Below are 19,310 nucleotides of genomic sequence, written 5' to 3' on the forward strand. Positions count from 1 at the left end.
ATGATCAGGACACCGCCTTGTCCGTCAGGACCCGCCCAGTCGGCGAGCGCGGCCACTCAGCGTCGGTGAGCTCGTTATCCGGCTCCCCAGGACGGTTTGCGCTGCTCGACGCCGAAGAACCACAGGTGTGCCGGCCGTGCCACGCCGTCAATGTCGCCGACACTGATGCGGCGCTGCCCGTCAGGACCGTGCTGCGCGGGAAGAGCCGGGCGACCTGCTCTGCTTCCGCTGTCGTGTGTGACAGGTCCGGTCCCGCTACGATCAACGGCCCGGCGTTGTCGGTCAGCGGTTCGACGCACCGGCCGCGTAGCCACACCGACGCCGACGGCGTCACCGTGACTGAACGGCCGCGCAGGCCGGGCAGCAGACCCCACGGCACCATGGCGAGCGGCCCGGTCGGCACTACGACCAGGTCGCGGTCGCCGAGGTCGAACGGTGCGACCAGTGCCACGGTCACACGGCGACCGGTGCTCCATCGACGCGGTGACCGCTTCGACGAGCGGTGCGCGCAACCTCCTCCCGCACATCGCGTCGAGGTCGCTGCGCAGGCGCAGCACCGCCTCGGTGACGGCAGCCAGCTCCGCCGCCGCGACCACACCGGCCTTTCCTCCGGTCAGAGCACGACGCCGTGCAGCCGCCCCGTTGAACCATGAAGCTGACCATGGTCGCGTCGGCCTGCGACAGCTCGCGGGCCGAGCCGAGCGGCTCGGTCGCTCGCCGTCGGTGCCTACATCAAGTCCGCCCAGTGATGGGCGTTCTCCGGTTGCAGGCGGGAACCCGGCGCCGTAGCGGTACAGGCCGTTGGGCCGTCGACCCTGCTCGGCAGCGCGGTGAGCGGTTCGAAGTTGTGGGTGCCGGAAGTCGGCCATATGGCTTGACCTGTGGTTACGCGGCTGTGGGTTCGTACTCTTCGATCAGGTCGAGGACTGGTCGGGGCGTGCCGACGACGGCCCGATGACTTGTCGACCGATACTGTACAACTCAAGGTGAGTTGGCTCTATAGTTTCAGTGTTGACTAAACAGTGCTCAACGGGCACTGGAGCCGCGACCGTGAACCTTCTTGTAGGGCGGTGGCCAGCCGAAGTTTCGAGCCATGGGCGCGTTCGACGACAGATGCGTTCTGTTGTTCGAGGATGAGATAGACGGTGAGGCCGTAGCCGTAGACGAGTTGGTTCAGGGTGCCGGTGAGGTTGGCGCGGTGGTAAGGCTGCGGCTCAGCGCCCGAGTGCGGAGTCCTGGAACCCCACAGATCTGCGGCAGGTCGGCGATGGTCGTCTTCGACAGCTTTGCCGGACTAAGCGGAGATTCCGTTGTCGGTCAACGGTTCTTGCTGAGCTCACCGCTGGCTTTCGCCGTGAGACGGCCGGTGGGGGTCGGTGTGGATGTGTGTGCGCATCCCTTGCGGGTCGAACAGGATCAGTAGCTCGACCGCGTAGCCGTCGGCGCTGCCCAGCCAGTGCGGCGAGGACGTGTGGAACTCGGCTGCCTCACCGGGTGGCAGTGTCAGGTCGCGCTCGCCGGGGACCAGCCGCAGCTGTCCGTTGAGCACGTACAGCCATTCGAAGCCGTCGTGGGTCTGCGGGGTCGGTTCGAGTGGTTCGGGCTGTGCGGGGATGATCATTTTGAACGCCTGTACCCCTCCTGGCCGCCGGGACAGGGGTACGAAGGTCATCCCGAACCGGTGGATCGGCGTGAGGTGGATGCGGGGGTCGCCGGTGCGCGGGGCGCCGACGAGGTCGTCCAGCGGAACGTTGTAGGTGCGGGCCAGCGGCAGCAGGAGGTCCAGGGTCGCGCGGCGCTGACCGCTTTTCCAGGCGGGACAGGGTGCTCTCGGACACGCCGGTCGTCGTGGCGAGGTCGGCGAGGGTGATGCCGCGGTGACGACGAAGCGCGCGAAGTCGCGGCCCCACACCGTCGAGCACCTCGTCGGTTTCCCGGTCCATCGGGACCATCTTGCCGGAACGGCAAGATTCCGTGCCGGCTCGGCGCGCGCTGGTGAGACTGGGCGCATACAGGCGAAAGGAGTCCTGATGAGCGCTGCTGACGCGGTCACGTTCTGGGACGAAGTGCAGGTGGCTCGACCGGCGGCCACCGGCCCGCGACCGAATGCCCGGCTCACCGAGACGGTCGCCGGTCTGTCACGTGGCGATGCCCTGGATCTCGGATGCGGCGACGGTGGCGACGCGCTGTGGCTCGCGGGCCGAGGGTGGCAGGTCACGGCCGTCGACATCGCGGCAGTGGCGGTCGAGCGGGCCGACACGCCACGCAGGGTCGCGACCGGACCAAGCGGGCAGACCGTCGAGGTCACCGACCACGTCCTGGTCGTTCACCGCACCGCCTGACCGGCGGTCAGGGCTGCCCGAGCACATGGAGGAGACCCGTCATGCCCACCAGAACACGCCGCCGTGACACTCCGCCGCCCAAGACCGGCAGCAGTGAAACCGAGGTCCTGCGCGGATTCCTCGACTACCTCCGCGCGTCGATCGCCGCGAAGGTCGACGGCGCGCCCGAACCGCAGGTCCGGACAGCCGCGGTGCCGTCCGGCACGAACTTGCTCGGCCTGCTCAACCATCTGACCTTCGTCGAGCGCGCGATCTTCCTCGGTGACGAGGTCGCCGACTGGCAGGCGACGTTCCAAGCGGCATCGGCGGACAGCGTTGCCGACGTGGTGGCCCGCTACCGGGAGACCGTCGAACGCGCCAACGAGGTGCTCGACGGCTGCATCGATCTCGCCGCGCCGGTCCTTCGACCGAGACCGGGGCGTCCCGCTCCCAGCGTCCGCTGGGCGCTCACCCACACGATCGAGGAGACCGGCCGGCACGCGGGCCACGCCGACATCCTCCGTGAGCTGATAGACGGCGCGACCGGCCGCTGACCCCACCAGCTTCTCCACAGGACAGGAACACATGATCACCGCAACCCCGCGTCCGGCACGTCGGTTCCACCGATCCGCGCGCACGGTGGCGAGCCTCGCGCTCGCTCTCATGCTCACGATCGGCGTTGCGGCGGCGTGCTCCGCACCGACCGCCGGCGACGTCGCTCCCTACGCCGTCGCGACCCAGAACGACCCGGCGTTCCAGGGCACCTTCCGGCACGAGTTCGCCGATGTCGACGGCGTTCGCATGCACTACGTGACCGGCGGCAGCGGCACACCGGTGGTGCTGATCCACGGCTGGCCCCAGACCTGGTACGGCTGGTGGCCGATCATGCCGGCACTCGCCGAACACCACACCGTCTACGCGGTCGACCTTTCCGGATTGGGCGACAGCACCGGTTCACCGACCGGCTACGACAAAGCCACCCTGGCGCGGTACGTGCACACCCTCATCGCCGACCGGCTCGAGGTGCGGGATGCCGCTGTCGTCGGACACGACTTCGGTGCTGCGGTGGCGTTTCAGTACGCCAGCCAGTTCCCCGAGGACACAGCTCGCCTCGGCTACCTCGACCTGCCGCTACCCGGACCCGCGGTCGACGCGGCCACGTACCGCACACTGAGCTGGCACATCGCCTTCCACTCCCAACGGCAGGTTCCCGAGGCGGTCGTGAGCGACGATGTCCGCGAGTACCTGGCACTGTTCTACCCCCAGGTCTCGTTCGGCGGAACCGCGTTCGGCGGCACCTCGGATCGGTCTCCGTTCAGTGACAACGAGATTGACGAGTACACGCGGACCTACAGTCGGCCTGCGGTCCTGTCGGGAGGCTTCGAGCTCTACCGCGCCCTCGACAAGGACGTCCACGACACCGTGGCAGCGGCACCGGTACGTGTCCCGACCCTGCTCATGACCGCCCAGGGGCAACTCGACGCGATCCGATCCACAGTGGCCCCGCGCATGACGAACATCGTGCGTGCGGTGGACGTGCCGCACGCCGGGCACTGGCTCATGGAAGAGAACCCCCGGTTCGTCACCGCGGAGCTGGTTCGATTCCTCGACGGATGACCATGCCACGAACGCGCTGCCGGCGTTCACCGAGGTGCGAGCAGCGCGAGATTAAGCGGCATGATTACCACGGGCGCCGATGAAACCGACGGTCGTCCCCGTGAGCACCGGAGTGGAGTCCGATGGAGAAGTCCCGAGGCATCTGGGCGAGCCGACTCGCGATCGCCACGACGGTCGTGCAGACAGCGTCCGCCCTGCTCCTGTTCGGTGGCCCGCCCGGTGAGATCGCCAGGTTCGACGTGGCCGCCTTGGGTGTGCTGGTCGTGCTGAGCCTGCCGGTCAACCTCGCGGCGCTCGTGCCGATGGTGCGCCGGGTGCGACGGCGGGCCGCTCCGGGTGCGGCAGTCCTGATCTTCTGCGCGGTGTTCCTGCTCTGGCACGGATTCGCGCTGGGCACGCTGGCGGGGTGGTGGGCGTCCGGGTTCGTCGGCGGGCTTTACCTCGCTTCCAGCGTGCCGATCTCGTTCGGCTACCAGGTGGTGATGTGCGGCGCGTTCGCCGCGATCCTCGCCCTGGGCGTGCCGAGGCGGGGTCGCGTCGGTGCCATCGCAGGACGGTGCCCGGTGTCACCAACCGGTGCTCACGCAGCAGCCGTGGCAGACGCCGTGTCTGCTCATGACGCGTGATCACCGTGCACGTCCGCATGCGTGACGGCTTCCCACCCGACATCCGCGAGGTCACGGCCTGGGCCCACCGCGCTACCACCGGAAGTTCGCCTGAGCCGGTCCTGGAACAGCCCCCCGGGGCGGTTCGGAGCGCCCAACCCGCAACACCCTGAAACCCAGTGTGTTGCGGGGATCGCTTGAACCCGCCGGAGCGCTGAAGGGCCTTTCGCTTGGCGCACGAGTTGGCGGTACTTCCCATCCCGCCGAAAGTCCTGTGCCTGCGGTCTGGGGCCTCAGCCGACACCAAGGTCATGACCCGCAACACTTGGATGCACGCGTCAGGTCGCCTCGATGGCCTGGACGATGAGTTCGTTCCGAGCGTCCTGGCCTAGTGGTGCGGTGGTGTGGACGCCGTCGCGGAGGTACGCCGTGAGCCGAGTCGGCTTCGCGGCGAGGAACTCGGCCCAGCGGATCACGATCAGGTTCGGGTGTCGGCGTTGGGCGTCGGCCAGTTGGAGGTTGACCCAGGCGCTGTTGCGCTGGTCGGCCAACTGGACGTCGGTCGATTGGCCGGTCCGGGAAACCTGGGTGTTCACCCAGTACACCTTCCGACTCGGGCCTGCGATGCTCATCGCGCGATCGACCTGGGCGGCGAACACCGGCGGGGTGAAGATGTCGTTCGACCCGGTAGCCATGAGGATTCGGCTCGGCAGCCCGTAGGTTTGAGCCCACTGCTCCAGTGCGTCGACGGCCGGAGCCGTCGGGCGACCGGACCAGTTGTGCACGGCGATGACGTCTCCGGTCCGGCTGTACAGTCGCTTGGCCAGGGAGCTGCCGTCCTGGACAGCGATGCTGTCCCCGAACATGAACAGCCCGTCGGTCTCGAGGACCGGCCTGATCTGGGTCAAGGTGGAGATCGCCTTGGACAGCGCCTCCCACGGCCCCAACGCGCCTGAGCCGTATCCGTCGGCGAACGCCTGTCCCGGGGTCAGGAAGGTGGAGCCGACCGCGACGACGCCCGCCGTGAGCAGTCGCCGGCGTGTGGTCGTCATCCGCGCGCTCACGAGACGAACCCGTGGTCGCCTGCCGCGGTGGGCATCGTGCGGGCGGTTGGTGGTCGGTGCATGGTGGGCCTCCGAGTCAGTGATCACGCGGATCGTTGGTGGGGCGAATCGGGTACGGATGTGGTTACTCGGATCGGCCGGGCCGGACGCGATCGGCGTCCGGCCCGGCCGCTTGATCTTCTAGTTCACGGCGAGGTCGAAGCCGGTCCAGCCGCTTCCGATGGGGGTGGCTTGGCTGAATGTGCCGGTGCCGGTGCCGAGCCATTGCCAGAGTGTGTTGTCGGAGGTGCGGATGGCGACGAGGTCTGCTTTGGTGTCGCCGTTGATGTCCATTGAGACCATTTGGCGGAATGCGTTCCAGCCGGTTCCGACTTTGACGGCGGTGGCGTAGGTGCCGTTGTTGCGTTTCCAGAAGTAGAGTTCTCCGAGGCTGTTGGTGGCCCAGATGTCGCCGTCGCGGTCGCCGTCGGCGTCGGCGGCGGTGTGCCTGAGGAGGCTTGCCCAGCCTGAGCTGACGAGTGTTCGGGAGCTGAAGGCGCCGGCGCCTCGGCCTGTGTAGAGGTACATGTTTCCGCCGTCTCGGGCGAGGATGTCGGCTTTGTCGTCGCCGTTGACGTCGGTGAACGAGATCCATTCCATGGCGGACCAGCCGGGGCCTACTTCGTGTGATGCGGCGAAGGTGCCGTCGGTGCGGTTGTGCCAGTAGTAGAGGGTGTCGCCGCTGACCGCCCACAGGTCTGCCCAGCCGTCGGCGTTGGAGTCGTTGACCGCGATCCGGGAGAAGTCGCCCCAGCCGGGACCGTGGCGCAGGGCCGCGGTGAAACCGCCTCCGCTCTTGCCGCGGTAGAACCACGCGACCCCGGCGGGGTCGACACCGATCGCGTCATCGAACCCGTCCCCGTTGACGCTCCTGCTCGGGCGGTTCACCGAAGCGGCGCAGTTCTGGCTCACGTAGGTTTCGATGCCGGTGGCGTAGTCGAACGGATCGCCGTGGAAAGAAGCGGGCTTGATGGTGCCGTTGTAGCGGTACTCGAAGTGCAGGTGGGCGCTGATCCCGGAGCTGTTGCCGTCGGTGTTGCCGAGCGTGCCGATCTCCTCGCCCTGGCTCACCACGTCGCCGTCGTGCGCGCTCTTGCTGTTGAGGTGGGCGTACAACGTTGTGTAGCCGCCACCGTGGTCGATCTCCAGGAAGTACCCGTAATCCGATGACTCGCCGCCCTCCCGGACGACGGTCCCGGCAGCCGCCGCGTGGATGGGCTCGCCGAGGTCCTCGTTCCCCGAGGTGCCGCTCTTGTTGAAGTCGATCTCATAGCTGACGTGCGCGCTGCTGCCTTTGGAGTTTCCGACCCAGGAGGTCTCGCAGAAGAACGGCAGTTCGAGCGCGGGCGCCGCGACGATCTGCGCGGTCGCCTCGGTGGCCTGTGCCAAGGGCATCAGCGCAGTTGCCACGACGGCAACGGCGACGCCCGTCGCCGTGCCGATTCTTTTGAACTGAGATGTACGCATAGAAAGATCCGTCCTGCCATGGTGCTGGTTCATGTCGGTCGCCGGAGGTGAGCAAAGACAGCCGGTCACTCGCGCCGAGAATCGCGAGCGTTCGCCGCCCCCCATGAGCGTCGCCGCCGTTGTCCGGCAGGCATCAACTCAACCCCGTGGCGGCCTCGCGCTGGAAAGGATTTGAACCAGTTCGAATCCACCGCCCGACTGCTACCGTGGGCGAGGTGCTGACACTGCGTGTAAATGCCGACACGGTCTCCAGGACTCGGTTATCGCCGTCCCCGGCATCGGAAGCCATGGCGTGGCTGAAGCTCACCGCCGCGTCGGGACGGCACCCGGTGTTCGGTGATCCCGGACCGCTCGCCCGCGCGTCGCTCACGCACCCGGACGTCGCCCTGCTCGCAGACCTGTTGCCGCGCAACGGCGACACCTACATCCCCGATCTGCTCACCCCGCAGCCGGGTTCGGCCTCGCAGCGCCGTGAACTGATCGAGGAGCAGATCGCGCAGATCGAGGCGGTAGCGCAGGGCGAACTCGAAACGCAGGTGTTCACCCACACCAGGACTCACTGGAACAGGCCGCTGCGGGCCACGACCCGCCGGATCGCGGAGTCCGGGCGGATGCAGCGACGTCTCGCCAACGGTGTCGCCCGGTTCTGGCGGGACGCCCTCTCCGACGGCTGGCCGGCGCTGCGCTCGATCACCGACCAGGACGTCGCCCATCGAGCGACGGCCATGGCCACCCACGGCATCGGCCGGATGCTCGGAGCGCTCCACCCCGACATCGAGTGGACGGGCGACGCCATCACCGTCCACACGTCGTTCAACGGCGAGATCGACGTCACCGGCCGGGACCTGGTCCTCGCCCCCAGTGTGCTCAACTGGCCCGACGTCATCATCCAGGTCGACACACCCGGGCAGTTCGTCCTCTACTACCCGGCCCAACGGGTCGGAGCCGGTCAGGACCAAAGGTCCGGGAGCATCGCGCACGTTGTCGGCAACGCCCGAGCGGCTCTGCTGGCAGACCTCGACACCGCCCGGTCCACCGCGGAACTCGCCACCCGGACCGGATACGCCCCCGGCACCGTCTCCTACCACCTCAGCGCACTGCACCGCGCCCGCCTCGTCACCAAGGTCAGGGCCGGGCGCTACGTGTTGTACCAGCGGACCGAACACGCGACGGGTCTACTGGACGTCACCCGCGATTGACGATTCCTGACCCTGTGCCTGCCGAAACCTCATCCATGCAGGTGAGAAGCGTGAGCAGGACAAAGGCTTGCCGCATGGCGCTCGCATTCTCGTCTGACGGCGGTCGAATGGCCGCGCCGGTCCTGGTTGCGAGTCCCCGGATGTGAAGCGCACCACCTCCTCGAACCACAAGGCCGTGGATTCTTCGAGCTGGTGTTCAAATACTCCCCGCAGGCACTGGAGCCCTCGCTGTCCCCGGAGCGACGCGCGGGCCGTTGTGCGGATCGCGTCTCCTACCCGACCTCCCGGTCGACTTGTGGGACTCGTGCAGGGCTCGGCCGGTCGGGCGGGGTCGTGGCGCTTGCCGGCAGCGGGGAGTCACACGGAAGAGAGAGCGCGGCATGCAACGACGGGCGCTGCTGGGTCGCGAGATGGAGCGCCGCGCGCTGGCCGCCCTGGTCGAGCAGGCCGCCTCCGGGTCGGGCGGCGCGGTGATCGTGCTCGGCGCCCCCGGGATCGGCAAGTCGGCGCTGGTCGCCGAGGCGGCGGCGCTGGCCGCAGGCCGCGGGACGCGGGTGCTCACGGCGGTGGGGGTGGAGTCGGAGGAGGACGTGGCCTGCGCCGGCTTGCACCAGTTGGTCCACCAGTTGCGGGACGGGATCGACGACCTGCCCGGACCGCAACGCGCCGCGCTGCGTGCGGCTGTCGGACTCGTCGACGAGGCCGTGCCCGACCTCTACCTCGTCGGCCTGGCCGCGTTGACCCTGTTGTCGGACGCGGCGGTGAAGGCGCCGCTGCTGGTGGTCATCGAGGACGCGCATTGGATGGACCGGGCCAGCCTGGACGTGCTCGGGTTCGTCGCGCGGCGGATCGAGTCCGACCCCCTCGCACTGGTCGCCGTGACCCGTGGTCTGGACGACCGGCTCGGCGGTGCCGGGCTGCCTGTGCTGCACCTGAACCCGCTGACGGACGAGGTGTCGGGCGAGCTGCTGGACGCGGTGGCCCCAGGCCTGGGGCAGCAGGTCCGGCGGCGGCTGCTGGAGGAGGCGGCCGGGAACCCGCTGGCGTTGACCGAGCTGCCGGTCGCGCTGCGGTCGGTCGGTGGGGCGTACGCGCTCACGCCGGGGATGCTGCCGTTGACCGAGCGGTTGGAGCGGACCTTCACGGCCCGGGTCTCCCGGCTTCCGGCCGACACGCGGGCGGTCCTCCTCCTCGTGGCCCTCAACGGTGACGGCACGATGGACGAGTGCCTTGCCGCCGCTGCCCGGATGCTCGGGACGGCGGTCGACGTCGCCACCCTCGGGCCGGCGGTCGACGCCGGCCTGCTGGAGCCCTGGGGGATGGTCTTGCGCCACCCGCTCGTCCGCTCGGCGATGCACCACGCGGCGACCGCCGCGGAACGACAGGCCGCGCACGCGGCTCTCGCCTCCCAGCTGCAGGGGCAGCCCGACCGGCAGGCGTGGCACCGCGCCGCCGCCACCGCCGGTCCCGACGAACACGCCGCGCGGGACCTGGACTCCACCGCCGACAGGGCCTTGCGACGCGGCGGTGTCGCCGCGGCCCTGGCCGCGCTGCGGCGGGCGGCGGAGTTGACCGCGGATCCCTCCGCTCGTGCGGACCGGCTGCTTCGCGCGGCCGAGCTCGCCCTGGAGTCGGGCCAGTGCGACGCCGCGGCGCACCTGCTGGCCCGGGCACGCTCGCTGGAGCTCTCGGTCCGGGACCAGGGCCGTGCGGCCTGGGTCGGAATCGCCCTGGTCGAGGGGGCGGCACGGGGCGAGGGCACCGCGACCGCCGAGCTGGCCGAGCTGGCCGTCGAGGTCGCCGCCGGTGGCGAGCCCGTGCTGGGACTGCGCATGCTGTGGGGCGCGGTTCTGCACTGCTTCTGGGGAGAACCGGGGCCGGCCGCCCGTCGGCGGGTCGCCGCGGCTGCCGACCGGATGCCGGTGGACGCGGGCAACGCCGACCTGGTGGCTCTGCGGGCGTACTGCGCGCCGGTCGAGCGCGGACGTGCCGTCCTCGAGTCCCTGGCCGGTCAGCTGGAGCGTTCGTCCGAGGACCCCGAGGGCGACCAGCTCCTGGGCAGTGCCGCGGTGACGGTGGGTGCTCCTGCCCTGGCGAGCCGGCTGGCGGGCAGGTCGCTGGACGCCCTGCGGGCACAGGGCCGGCTGTCGATGCTGGCCAGGGCCCTCTGCGTCCAGGCGGGCAGCGCGGCACGGCTCGGTGACGTGCGCGCCGCCCACCTCGCCGCCGAAGAGGCCGCCGGGCTGGCTCGCGAGACCGGTCAGCCCTTGGTGCACGCGATGGTGCACGCCATCCGTGCACAGCTCGCCGCCGTCTGCGGTGATCCGAGGGCGGAGGCGTGGGCAGCGGAGGCGGAGCGCACCGCCCTTCCCGGCGGCGCGCGCCCGGTGCTGGCGATCGTGCAGATGGCCCGCGGGCAGGCAGCCCTGTGCCAGGGGCGCTACAGCGACGCCTTCGGGCACCTGCACCGCGTCTTCGAGCCGGCCGACCCCGCTTTCCACCCCTGGCTGCGCTTCTACGGGGTCGCCGAACTGGTCGAGGCGGCCGTGCGCAGCGAGTCCACCGAAGCGGCCCGGGAGGTGCTGCGGGAGCTGACCCCACTGGAAGAGCCGACCCCGTCACCCGCCCTGCTCTGCGGGCTGCGCCTCGCCCGCGCCCTGCTCAGCCCGCCGGACGCCGCCGAGCAGCTCTACCGGGCGGCCCTCGACGCCGTTCCCGTCGACTGGCCGTTCGAGCGGGCACGGGTGCACCTCGCCCTGGGCGCGTGGCTGCGGCGGCACCGGAGGCCCGCGGAGTCCCGCGTCGTCCTGCAGGCCGCGTGCGAGGTCTTCGATGCGCTGGGCGCGTCGGCCTGGGCGGAGCGGGCACGCCAGGAGCTGCGCGCGGCGGGCGCGTCCTCCCCTCGCCAGGACCCGGCCGCCGTCGACCGGCTCACCTCGACCGAGCTGCACGTCGCCCAGCTCGCCGCGCAGGGGCTGACGAACCGGGAGATCGGCGAGCGGCTGTACGTTTCGCCCAGGACGGTGAGCACCCACCTCCAGCGGATGTTCCCCAAGCTGGGCGTGACGTCGCGCGGCGAGCTCGCCGCGGTGCTGCGCGGCACGATGACGTACGCCGAAGACGTCGTCTGACGGACGCGGCCGGCCCTGCGTCCTCCTTAGGTTCGTGCCATGCCCGGTCCGCACACCGCGGACGGGCGGGAAGGCACCATGGGAACCATCACCGTCGGCACCGAGGGCTCGACCGACGTCGAGCTGTACTACGAGGACCACGGCTCGGGCCAGCCGGTCGTCCTGATCCACGGCTACCCGCTGGACGGGCAGTCGTGGGAGAAGCAGACCGATGCGCTGGTCAAGGCCGGCTACCGGGTCATCACCTACGACCGCCGGGGCTTCGGCCGGTCGAGCAAGACCATGACCGGCTACGACTACGACACCTTCGCCGGTGACCTGGACAAGGTGCTGACCCGGCTCGACCTGCGTGACGTCGTCCTCGTCGGCTTCTCGATGGGCTCGGGTGAGGTCGCCCGCTACCTCGGCACCTACGGCTCGCAGCGGGTGGCGAAGGCGGCTTTCCTCGGCGCGCTCCAGCCGTTCCTGCTGCAGACCGAGGACAACCCCGCCGGCGTGCCGCAGTCGGTGTTCGACGGCATCGCCGAGCAGGCCGAGGCCGACCGCTACGCCTGGTACGACAACTTCTTCGTCGACTTCTTCAACACCGACGAGACGCTCGGGTCGCGTCTCAGCGATGCCGCGCTCCGGGCGAACTGGGTCACCGCCATCGCCTCGGCGCCGGTGGCGGCGTACGCGTGCGTTCCGGCGTGGCTGACGGACTTCCGGGCCGACGTGGAGCGCATCGACGTGCCGTCGCTGATCCTGCACGGCACCGCCGACCGCATCCTGCCGATCGACGCCACCGCCCGCGAGTTCCGCCGCCGCCTGCCCGACGCCCGCTACGTCGAGATCGACGGTGCCCCGCACGGCCTGCTGCTCACCCACGCGGCCGAGGTCAACGCCGCTCTGATCGCCTTCCTCACAGACTGAGAACCGGACATGCACAGACTCACGCACCGCGTCACCGCACGCGTCACCGCTCTGCTGGCCGTGATCGCCGCTACCGCCGGGCTCGCCCTGCTCGACATGTCGGACGCGGCGGCCTCACACCCGGCAACCGGGCAGAAGCCCACGATCGTCCTGGTCCACGGCGCCTTCGCGGACGGTGCGAGCTGGAACCCCGTCATCGAGCGGCTGCAGCGACGAGGCTTCACCGCCGTCGCCGTGGCGAACCCCCTGCGCGGAGTCGCCTCCGACGCCGAGGCCCTCGACGCGCGTCTCGCTGCCATCGACGGGCCCGTGGTGCTCGTCGGCCACTCCTACGGTGGTGCCGTCATGACCAACGTGAAGGCACGTTCCCCGAAGGTGAAGGCGCTGGTGTACGTCGCCGCCTTCGCCCCCGCCGAGGGTGAGGCCGCGGCCCGGCTCGCCGCGAAGTACCCCGGCAGCACGCTGGGGGAGACGCTGGCACCGGTCTCGCTGCCCGACGGCTCGACGGACCTCTACATCAAGCCTTCGGTCTTCCGGCAGCAGTTCGCGGCCGACGTCCCGGCGCGGGAGACCGCCCTCATGGCCAGTGCCCAGCGCCCCATCCGCGACGCCGCCCTGAACGAGGCGTCCGGCACACCCGCCTGGGCGAGCATCCCCTCGTGGTTCCTGCTGGCCGGCGCCGACAAGAACATCCCTCTGCAGGCGCAGAAGTTCATGGCCGACCGGGCCGGCTCACGCGCCACCGTGACCGTCGAGGGTGCCTCGCACGCCGTGGCGGTCTCGCGTCCGAACGAGGTCGCCGAGCTCATCTTCCGCGCCTCGAGCTGACGCCTCCACCGGCCCCGCGAGCAGAGGCTCTCGCGGGGCCAGGGCGGCTGCCAAGCCGCAGCGACGCTGCTGCGGCCCGCTGGAGGGCCGGCGGTGATCGCTCGACTGCGGCCAACGGGCGCTCAGGCCGCGTGCGGCTCACAACCCCTCTCCACGTCGCTCCCCGCGGAATGACCGTCGTCATCCGGACGAGGTGGGCGACGCCCCTGCCGTTCCGATGAAGGAAAGTCATGCGCTTCCGCCCTTCGACCGTGCTGTCCCGGATCATCGAGAGCACGCTCGCCCTGCTCGGCGTCCCCATCTTCTTCGCGGACGTGGACGACACCAGATGGATCGCCTTGTGGGACCTCATCGCCATCGTCTACCTCGCGATCCGCGTCATCCGCCTCAGTCGCGGCAAGCGGGCGGGCGACGACCGGGGCGCGTGGGTCAAGAGCGCGCTGGGCCGCCGCAGCGGCACCCTGTTCACCCTGCTCACCAGCCTCGTCGGGATCACGTCCGGCCTGACCATCGCCCTCATCGAGGAAGGCGCTCAAGCGGCGCTGCTCGGCAAGACCGTGGGTGTGCTCGCCGTGCTGCTGGCGTGGGCGATCCTGCACTTCGGCTACGCCGACCGCTACGCGCAGGCCTACTACAGCGCCCTGCCCGAGAAGCTGTTGGTGTTCCCCGGCACCGAGCACCCGACGTTCATCGACTTCGCGTACTTCTCGTTCACCGTCGGCACCACGTTCGCGGTCTCCGACGTCGAGTCACGCACCTCCGGAATCCGGCTGCGGATCCTCGCGCACGGCGTGCTCTCGTTCATCTACAACACGGCGATGCTCGGCATCGCCATCGGCGTGCTCAGCGGCTGACACCGAGTGGCGAGGAGAGTCTCACCGCACGTCGCCGACGTAGATGAACTCACGCAACTCGTTCTGCAGCAGTGAGTCGGTGGCTTTCGTTGCTACGCTTCATTTGTCGTCGCGGTGTCGATGGGTCGGCAGGGCTTTCAACTCGCGCTGGACGCGCGCCGAATCCTCAATGCGGTTCAGGGCGGCATAGAGGTCGGCGGCCTCCGTCCACACCTGCTGCGCCTGGTCATATTGTCGGAGTGCGACATGCGGGTGGCCCAGCATGTCGAGGGTTTCCGCGGCTGCGTAGAGGTGGCCGATATCGCGGCGTAGGGCAAGTGCGCGCTGGTAGTGCTCCACGGCATCGCGGTGCCGGCCGGTGTGGTGGTTGATGTAGCCGAGAGCGTGCAGGGTGGTGGCTTCTCCTCGGTGGTACCCGTTGCCGCGGTGGTAGTCCAGGACGGTCTGGCAGAGTTCACGGCCGCGGTCGAGGTCACCGAGCTTCGCGGCGTACCAGCCGACTTCGTTGAGCGCCAGCATCGTCCGGGTCGGGTTGTCGAGGGTCCGGTAGGCCTCCAGCGATCGTGTCGCGTGCTGAAGTGCTCGGTGGTCGTCACCGTTGCGCTCCCACACCCAGGCCAGGGAGCGGTGCGTGTTCGCCTGGTTGGCGACATCGCCGGCACGCTCGGCCAGGAGGAGCGCTTGACGCAGGAGGGATAGGCCCTCCTCATGCCGTCCGATGCGGGTCAGCGCGCGACCGAGATGGCGGTTGGCGACGATCATGGCGTGGCTGTCGAGATGTTCGGCTGCGGCCAGACCGGCACGCCACATGGTGATCTCGTCGTGTATGTGGCCTTGCTGGAAGTGGAAGGTGTCGTTCACCCAGGCCAGTTGCCAGGTTGTGTGATGAAGGTGGTTGAGGACTGCGGTGTGCTGTGCTGCGAGGAGGCAGTGGTGTTCTTCGGTCAACCACTGCCACGCCGCAGGCAGGTCGGTGAGCGGTAGCGGTCGGCATCCGCCGGATGGTGTGGCTGGTTGTTCGACGCGGCGCTGAGGGTAGAGCAGGCGGTCCGCGTTGTGGGCGGTGTGCAAGTAGAAGTCCACGACACGCATCAGCGCCTGTTCCCGCTGTCGTTCGGGGAGCGAGGATGCGTGTTGCACCGCGAATTGTCGGATCAGGTCGTGCATCCGGTACCGGCCGGCGGCGGTGCGGGTGAGGAGGGACGCCCGTTCCAGCCCACGTAGCACCGACCGCGTTTCGACTCGGGGAAGTCCGAGGAGGTTCACGGCGGCGGGCAGGCTGATGTCCGGCCCTGGCGCGATGCCGAGCAGGGCGAACGCCACCGCCTCTTCAAGCTGAAGTGCCCGGTGCGACCAGGAGAACACAGCGGGCAGGCCGGTGTCGGGATCCTGGTCGTCGAACGCGGCGAGTCCCGACTCCCGCAGTTCCGCCACCAGATCGCTCAACGGGCTGGAGAGGCCGGCGCGTCCGGCGAGGATGCTCAGCGCCAGCGGAAGCCCGCCGCACAAGGCGATGAGCTCATCGATCGCTCCGGTGTCGGTCCGGACCCGCTCGGCGCCGAGACGATCGGTGAGCATGGCGAGGGCGTCGTCGGCGGCGAACACGTTCAGGTCGAGGTGCCGCGCGCCGTGGCGCGTGATCAAACCGGTGAGGCGGTTGCGGCTGGTGACCAGGACCGTGGACGTCGGGCTTCCCGGCAGCAGCGGGATGACCTGGGCGGTGTCGACGGCGTTGTCCAGGACGACGAGCAGTCGCCGATCGGCGACCATGCTGCGGAACAAGGCGGTCTGCGCGTGCGGGTCGACGGGGATCCTTCCGGGTTCGACCCCGAGGGCGTCGAGGAATCCTCGTACGGCGACCATGGGGTGCATCGGTTCGCTGTCCGGGCTGAATCCGGCCAGATCGACGAACAGCTGACCGTCGGGGAACCGATGCAGGTGCTGGTGTGCCCACTGCAGGACCAGCCACGTCTTGCCGATACCGCCGGCCCCTCCGATCGCGGAGACCACGACCGCGCCGCCACCGGTGACGTCCCGGTCGAGGAGGGCGGTGAGCGATGCCAGCTCGTCGGCGCGGCCGGTGAACGAGTGCGGTAGCGCCGGCAGTTGTCTCGGGATGACCGCATCCGCGCGGTGCCCGGATGACGGGGTCGCGGAGGGGTAGGGGGCATCGGGCAGGCTGACCCAGCCCGTCGCGTGGGTCTCCTTCACCGTGATTCGGAACGGCCGGAAGGTTCCCGGGTCGACGCGCCGGCTGTGCCTGACCACCTCGTCGTAGAACCAGTCGGAAGTGATCAAGGCCAGTACGCCGGGTGATCGGGCCAGCGCGGCCCTTAACGCGGTGGCGTCGGACAGGCGGAACGTGTGGTTCACCGCGGCTGCGGTGACGCCGTGCTCGTCGTAGTTCACCTCTCCCGCGTGCAGCGCCATGCGCAACCGGAACCGCCCTCCGGCCTCGCACGTCTCGTTGTGGTCACGGATGGCCGCGGCCAGTGCCGTCGGCAACGCCTCGACCAGCACCGCTTTGGGCACCTCGGGCGGCACGAGCACGAAGACCGCGTCACCACGGTCCTCTCGATGGCACCGGGCCCACGGCACGCCGGCTCGGGAGAAGGCCGACTGCAGCGCCCGGTACACGCCGGCCCGAACCGCGAGCTGGTCGTGATTGGTGCGGCGCCGGTCACCGAAGCCCTCCACGTCCACGACGAGGATGCTGCGGTGCACGGCGTGCGGGAGCGCTGAAGACGGCAGCGGCAGATCGGCCATGACAATCACGATCCGCCACAACTGCCCGGATGGGGAGCAGTTCCCTCGAACGGTCTCGACGATCCACCAACCCGGACAGGGCGGAGAACCAGAACCGTGTCGACTTTCGGGTGCCGCGACGTCATCGCTCGACGGTGTCACCCGCCGGGTGCCGGGTGGGACGTTCGGTGATCAGCAGGTTGAGCATTGCCGCGGCCACTGCGCCGGCGCCGAACAGCAGTGGCAGCCAAGCGATGCCAACCCCGGTCGCGAGCAGGGTGCCGCCCACGGCGGCGCCTACCGCGCTCCCGACGTAGATGGAGGACGCGTTCAGCGAGATCGCGACCGGACCCTGGGCGGGCTTGAGTGCCAGCAGCCGGTGCTGTTGCGGTGCGGGGCAGCTCCACCCGCCCGCGCCCCAGAGGAACATCAGCGCGATCGTGCCGAATGTGGAGGTGGCGAGGGGCAGCAGGGCGAGGCTCAGGCCGAGGACGGTCAGCAGGACGCTGAGCAACGCCCTGGTGTCCCGCCAGCGGTCGATCAACGTGCCGATTGCCAGGTTGCCGACGAGCCCGCCCAAGCCCCACGCGCACAGGTGCCACAGCGGGTCGCGGACGGCGGCCACCTCGGTCAGGAACGGCGCCACGTAGGTGTACATGCCGATGCTGGTCGCCGTGGACAGCACCGTCACGAGCAACAGCGGCACCACGGCGCGATCGGCCAGCACCGTGATGCGGGTCCGCAGCGGAGGTGGCTCGGCCGGTCGGAGGGTCGGCACGAACAGCGCCACGGTCACGAACGCGAGCACGCCGAGCACGGTGACCAACCAGTAGGTCAGCCGCCACCCGTGGGAGACCAGCAGCAGCCCGAGCGGCAGCCCGGCCACGGTGCCGCCGCTGAGCCCGGCGGTGACCAGGGCGAGCGCACGTCCCCGCCGGTGCTCCGGCACGAGTGCCGCCGCGGTCGCCGCCGCCATCGGCGAGTACAGGCCCGCGCCGAACCCGGCGACGACCCGGGAGACCAGCAGCAGCGACCACGACGGCGCGAGCGCGGCGAGCGCGTTGCCCGCGGTGAACACGGCGAGCGCGGACAACAGGACCAGGCGCAGGGGCCTGCCCGCGGCGAACGTCGCGCAGATCGGTGACAGCAGCGCGTACGACAGGGTGAACACCGTCACCAGTTGGCCCGCGACGGGCACGGGCACGCCCAGGTCGCCGGCGACGACCTCCAGGATGCCGGCGACCACGTAGGCGTCCAGTCCCAGCGCGGCCATGCCGAGGACCAGCGGCAGGAGCCGCCGCATCACACTCCCTTCACGGCGCCGGAGGTCAGCAGCGCGTCCACGGCCGACTCCGCCAAGCCCCAGTCCCGCAGGGCTTGCACGGTGTGCTGGCCGACGTACGGCGCGGGCGTGGGCACGGCGGCCGGTGTGCGGGAGAGCCGCGGTGTCAGGCCGGGCTGGAGCTGCCCGCCGACGTCCACGAACGTCCCCCGCGCCTTCAGCTGCGGGTGCTCGGCCACCTCGGACGGCGCCAGCACCGGCGCCACGCAGGCGTCGGAGTCGGCGAAGACCTTCTCCCACTCGGTGCTGTCCCGACGGCCGAACGCGGCGGCGATGTGCTCTGTCAGCACCGGCCAACCGGCCTCGTCGTACTGCTCGGGCAGGTCGACGTCGCCGAGGTCCAGCCGGTCCAGCAGCTCCCGGTAGAAGTGCGGCTCGACCGCGCCGACCGACACGTGCCTGCCGTCCGCGCACGGGTAGGTGCGGTAGAACGGGGCGTCCACGACGGTGACCCGCCCGGGGGTGCGGCGCCACTGGTCGACCATGACCGCGAGCAGCGCGGTGCCCTCGACGATGGCCGCGTCGACCACCTGCCCGCGACCGGAACGGGCCCGTTCCAGCAGCGCCGCCTGGATGCCGATCACCAGCGGCAGCGCGCCACCGGCGAAGCTCGACAGGTAGTACGGGGGCGGCACGGCGGGCGCACCGCCGGGTTCGGTGGGCGCGAGTGCGCCGGTGACGCCGAGGAACGTGATGTCGTGCCCGGCCCGGCGCGCCATCGGCCCGTCCTGGCCCCACCCGCTGACCCGTCCGTAGACCAGCGCCGGATTGCGCTCCAGGCACTGCTCGGGTCCGATGCCGAGCTTCTCGGCGACGCCCGGTCGTCCGCCTTCGACCACGACGTCCGCGTGCTCCACCAGGCCGAGCACGACGGCGGGCCCGTCCGGGTGCCTGAGGTCGACCGCCGCGGAGCGCCTGCCCCTCGCGAGCGGGTCGGGTGCGGGCGGGTGCGGTTCGCCCGGCACCTGCGTGGCGCGGTCCACGCGGAGCACGTCGGCGCCCAGGTCGGCCAGGACGGTGCTCGCGTACGCCCCGGCGACGGAGCCGCCGATCTCCAGCACCCGCAGCCCTTCCAGTGGACCCGGCACGGTTCCTCCTTCTTCGTTGGTCTCGACGCGCCACGCGTGCGGCGCGGTCCTCGACTAGATGACTACGACTTCCCGTAGGTGGGCCGACTGCCCGACTG

The 19,310-nt window shown here is 70.2% G+C and carries 15 protein-coding genes and 1 pseudogene; 9 read left to right on the forward strand and 7 right to left on the reverse strand.

Going from position 1 to position 19,310, the window contains the following annotated elements:
* Positions 1–4: 4 nt before the first annotated feature.
* Complete coding sequence (locus ADK67_RS09975) at positions 5–451, reverse strand: CHAT domain-containing protein (RefSeq protein ID WP_157620072.1); 447 nt, start codon at positions 449–451, stop codon at positions 5–7.
* Between the two features lie 885 nt (positions 452–1,336).
* Positions 1,337–1,943 (reverse strand): annotated as a pseudogene (locus ADK67_RS09980) (helix-turn-helix domain-containing protein).
* Positions 1,944–2,030: 87 nt separating this feature from the next.
* On the opposite strand from ADK67_RS09980, the gene ADK67_RS09985 reads away from it, so the two are divergent.
* The 4 genes from ADK67_RS09985 to ADK67_RS10000 all read left to right on the forward strand — a co-directional run bounded on the left by ADK67_RS09985 (position 2,031) and on the right by ADK67_RS10000 (position 4,564).
* The gene (locus ADK67_RS09985; RefSeq protein ID WP_082403348.1) at positions 2,031–2,342 is read left to right on the forward strand and encodes a class I SAM-dependent methyltransferase; all 312 of its coding nucleotides are present in this window, start codon (positions 2,031–2,033) and stop codon (positions 2,340–2,342) included.
* 41 nt (positions 2,343–2,383) lie between these two features.
* Positions 2,384–2,875 (forward strand): DinB family protein, encoded by a 492-nt coding sequence (locus tag ADK67_RS09990; protein WP_053716118.1) that lies wholly within the window; start codon positions 2,384–2,386, stop codon positions 2,873–2,875.
* A gap of 31 nt (positions 2,876–2,906) precedes the next feature.
* Positions 2,907–3,938: an alpha/beta fold hydrolase gene (locus ADK67_RS09995; protein WP_053716119.1), complete on the forward strand. Its 1,032-nt coding sequence runs from the start codon at positions 2,907–2,909 to the stop codon at positions 3,936–3,938.
* A 122-nt stretch (positions 3,939–4,060) separates the two neighbouring features.
* On the forward strand, positions 4,061–4,564 hold the full coding sequence (locus ADK67_RS10000) for a hypothetical protein (protein ID WP_053716120.1): 504 nt from the start codon (positions 4,061–4,063) through the stop codon (positions 4,562–4,564).
* Positions 4,565–4,881: 317 nt separating this feature from the next.
* Here ADK67_RS10000 and ADK67_RS10005 read toward each other — a convergent pair whose 3' ends face one another.
* Complete coding sequence (locus tag ADK67_RS10005; RefSeq protein ID WP_053716179.1) at positions 4,882–5,595, reverse strand: hypothetical protein; 714 nt, start codon at positions 5,593–5,595, stop codon at positions 4,882–4,884.
* 192 nt (positions 5,596–5,787) lie between these two features.
* The gene (locus ADK67_RS10010) at positions 5,788–7,146 is read right to left on the reverse strand and encodes a VCBS repeat domain-containing M23 family metallopeptidase (protein ID WP_197289363.1); all 1,359 of its coding nucleotides are present in this window, start codon (positions 7,144–7,146) and stop codon (positions 5,788–5,790) included.
* 254 nt (positions 7,147–7,400) lie between these two features.
* Here ADK67_RS10010 and ADK67_RS10015 point away from each other — a divergent pair, with 254 nt between their 5' ends.
* The 5 genes from ADK67_RS10015 (at position 7,401) to ADK67_RS10035 (ending at position 14,037) form a co-directional block, all read left to right on the forward strand.
* Positions 7,401–8,312: a helix-turn-helix domain-containing protein gene (locus ADK67_RS10015; protein WP_082403350.1), complete on the forward strand. Its 912-nt coding sequence runs from the start codon at positions 7,401–7,403 to the stop codon at positions 8,310–8,312.
* A gap of 380 nt (positions 8,313–8,692) precedes the next feature.
* Positions 8,693–11,443 (forward strand): helix-turn-helix transcriptional regulator, encoded by a 2,751-nt coding sequence (locus tag ADK67_RS10020; protein WP_053716122.1) that lies wholly within the window; start codon positions 8,693–8,695, stop codon positions 11,441–11,443.
* Between the two features lie 39 nt (positions 11,444–11,482).
* Positions 11,483–12,355: an alpha/beta fold hydrolase gene (locus tag ADK67_RS10025; protein WP_231648106.1), complete on the forward strand. Its 873-nt coding sequence runs from the start codon at positions 11,483–11,485 to the stop codon at positions 12,353–12,355.
* A gap of 96 nt (positions 12,356–12,451) precedes the next feature.
* Positions 12,452–13,183 carry an alpha/beta fold hydrolase gene (locus ADK67_RS10030; RefSeq protein ID WP_197289377.1) on the forward strand — a complete coding sequence of 244 codons (732 nt, stop codon included), beginning with the start codon at positions 12,452–12,454 and terminating at the stop codon, positions 13,181–13,183.
* 230 nt (positions 13,184–13,413) lie between these two features.
* Entirely contained in the window at positions 13,414–14,037 is a 624-nt protein-coding gene (locus tag ADK67_RS10035; RefSeq protein ID WP_053716124.1) for a DUF1345 domain-containing protein, read from the forward strand.
* Positions 14,038–14,136: 99 nt separating this feature from the next.
* Here the strand turns inward: ADK67_RS10035 and ADK67_RS10040 are convergent, their stop codons facing one another.
* From ADK67_RS10040 to ADK67_RS10050, 3 genes are all read right to left on the reverse strand, one after another.
* Positions 14,137–16,803: an ATP-binding protein gene (locus tag ADK67_RS10040; protein WP_053716125.1), complete on the reverse strand. Its 2,667-nt coding sequence runs from the start codon at positions 16,801–16,803 to the stop codon at positions 14,137–14,139.
* Positions 16,804–16,924: 121 nt separating this feature from the next.
* A complete protein-coding gene (locus ADK67_RS10045; protein ID WP_053716182.1) occupies positions 16,925–18,085 on the reverse strand; it encodes an MFS transporter in 1,161 nt (386 codons plus the stop codon).
* The gene (locus tag ADK67_RS10050) at positions 18,085–19,212 is read right to left on the reverse strand and encodes a CaiB/BaiF CoA transferase family protein (RefSeq protein ID WP_053716126.1); all 1,128 of its coding nucleotides are present in this window, start codon (positions 19,210–19,212) and stop codon (positions 18,085–18,087) included. Before ADK67_RS10050 ends, ADK67_RS10045 begins: the two co-directional genes overlap by 1 nt.
* Positions 19,213–19,310: the final 98 nt, after the last annotated feature.

This window comes from Saccharothrix sp. NRRL B-16348 (assembly GCF_001280085.1).
In the GTDB taxonomy this organism is placed as follows: domain Bacteria; phylum Actinomycetota; class Actinomycetes; order Mycobacteriales; family Pseudonocardiaceae; genus Actinosynnema.